Genomic DNA, 2,302 nt, shown 5'->3' on the forward strand with positions numbered 1-2,302 from the left:
GTCGCCCGCGTTCATCCAGCTCTTCGACCAGACTTCGATACTTAGACCGAAGCCAGCACACAATGGTCTCGTCTCTCATCCCTGCTCTTGTGCAGAGGCTCTCCACTCCGGTCAATCACTATTGCGGTAAGTTGTTTCCTGCCACCGCCTTAATGTGGGCTCACATGAGGTTGAACAAGTCTCCGGCAACTTCGATATAGTTCTTCATGTAGGTGTCGAACGACCCATCATACGAGGTCATTAACGCGAGTTTGGTGTCGTTCTCCAGAAACACAAACCGTGCGAAATGTACGGTGCCAACACGGTCGAGCACGTCGACCACTTGTTGATAGGCCTGCGACAGAATGAATTTGAGCGCTTGGACATGGAACGCATACGGTTGCTTGATCTCCATAATCGCGGTGAGTGCGGTTTGGATGGGTTGCGGACCAAAATCTGCCGCCAATTGCTTGGGAAAGAAGGTCCCATACTCTAACTTACCAAGTCGCCCCGGTGCGCGACGGAAGTTCTGCAGGGTCAGCAACGCGCGCACCATTTCCACGATTTGCGCTTGCGCGATATATTTTCCAAAGCAGTCGTGCCATCCCGTGCCGAAAATGAGATCGTCCGCATCAACCCACGGGCGGTCAGGACGGAACTCCGGGGCCTGTTCCCACTTCGCTTCATCCAACATGGCTGAACAAACACCGAGGAACACAATCGTCCCTTTTGCCACGGAGGTTTCCCGAGCGGTACCCGGAGCGAGCACGAGATCCTCATTCGCGATACGTAGTAGGAACGGTACTGGCGCATTGAAACGCAACGCTTCACGGATCATCCCCCATAACTGGCGGCGGCGCCCGTGATTCTCTGGTGCATCAGCTCCGGGCCGTCCAGCGGGGATCACTGTCTGTGCAACTTCTGTCGCCATCTCTTGCGCGCTACGGTGCGAGAGAAAGAAATCAACCGCATTACTCACCGCACTCGTCACATTATCAACCATGCCGTTCACCATCCCGACCAGATCGCGCCCGATTTTCTCGCCCACCTGTTTTTTCTGTTGTGGCGTGCCAAATAGGAGAGCAGACTGCTCAGCCGCAACCATTTTCTGCAGAATGGTCGTCGGACTCGTCCCCCCGGCTTTCCCGAACTCTTTACCCAACGCCGCCTGGATCAGCTTTTCCATGTGGGCATCAACATCTCTTTTGACTTGTGGTACGCGCCCCAGTAACGGTTGGAGAGCAGCGGGATCGAAAGTAAAGTGACGACCAAAGGCCCCGTGGATAAACGCACCGTTCAGTGTCGTTACCCAGTTGGCAACACAGGGAAACGTCGGGTCAAGCCACGGACGTGGGTCTTCGATCGGCTCAGGGACAGGATATGGCGGGTGAGGAAGGGGCGGTATACCGAAATCGGCAGGATCGGGGTCGGTGAAGCCCAAATAATGTTGCGCCACAGCAACTTAGATAGGCCTGGCAATCCCGAGCGGGATATTGATCCGTCCGGCTGGTTCACGAAACTTGCGACCACCAGGAAGTGGGGCAGTTCCTTTGTAACGTGCCATGATCTTCTCGAAGATCGCCTTGACAGCACCTGCAGTGACTTGATGCACTCGTTCCAGTTCAGTTTGTGGGATCAATCTTTCGAGGAACGCACGGTCCGCATCATGTCCATCTCCTTTGTCTTTGCCAAGCACGAAGTCTTCACTCCTGAGATAGGCTTTGACATTGAAATGCTGAAAATCCTCAAAGATCGCCTTCACATCGTCATGACGCGAGACCAACACGAAGTCTTGCGTCTGCAAAAAGGGAGCTTTTTGACGCAGTTCGGCAAAAAGCTCTTGGCGACGCCTAAAGACCCATTCTGTCAACAAGGCCTTACGCTGCTCGCCCGACGACAAGGCGGTGTAGGTAGCAAGAAATCCCATAGTAACCTCCTCCTTTCTCTCCCCACACATCTACCGAATTCGCGAGCAGATTCTATGCTATCCTTCGCTGCAGATCTTGAGATTTTTCTGAGGAATTTCTGAAGGGCAATCTAAAGCGGACCACAGAACATTCGTACTGTTGGGGTAGCGTGCGCTGTGCGCACGAAGTACTGGTCTGCTCTCATGCCTGTGCGCACGGCACGCTACGGTCTCTCCGGTGATAACCTGAAGTGTACCAGTCTCGTGTGGCTTGATTGAGGGCCACAGTCTGGCCTGATGAACGAAGAGGAAACACGAGAGGCAGGAAGGAGGAAAGAGCGACACCCGATTTGTTCCGCGGGAGCAAGCAAAGAAGGTCTTGTGAGCGAGCAGCGATGGAGCTAAGAGCGACATAGG

Annotated in this window: 2 protein-coding genes; both read right to left on the minus strand. The window is 54.2% G+C overall.

The features are described from left to right. Window positions 1-160: 160 nt before the first annotated feature. Window positions 161-1,435, minus strand: a complete 1,275-nt coding sequence (locus FJ147_28305) for a cytochrome P450 (GenBank protein ID MBM4259786.1) — start codon at window positions 1,433-1,435, stop codon at window positions 161-163. Between the two features lie 6 nt (window positions 1,436-1,441). Next, a complete protein-coding gene (locus FJ147_28310) occupies window positions 1,442-1,906 on the minus strand; it encodes a hypothetical protein (protein MBM4259787.1) in 465 nt (154 codons plus the stop codon). Between the last annotated feature and the right edge of the window lie 396 nt (window positions 1,907-2,302).

It is taken from the genome of Deltaproteobacteria bacterium, assembly GCA_016874775.1.
GTDB lineage: Bacteria > Desulfobacterota > Binatia > Bin18 > Bin18 > VGTJ01.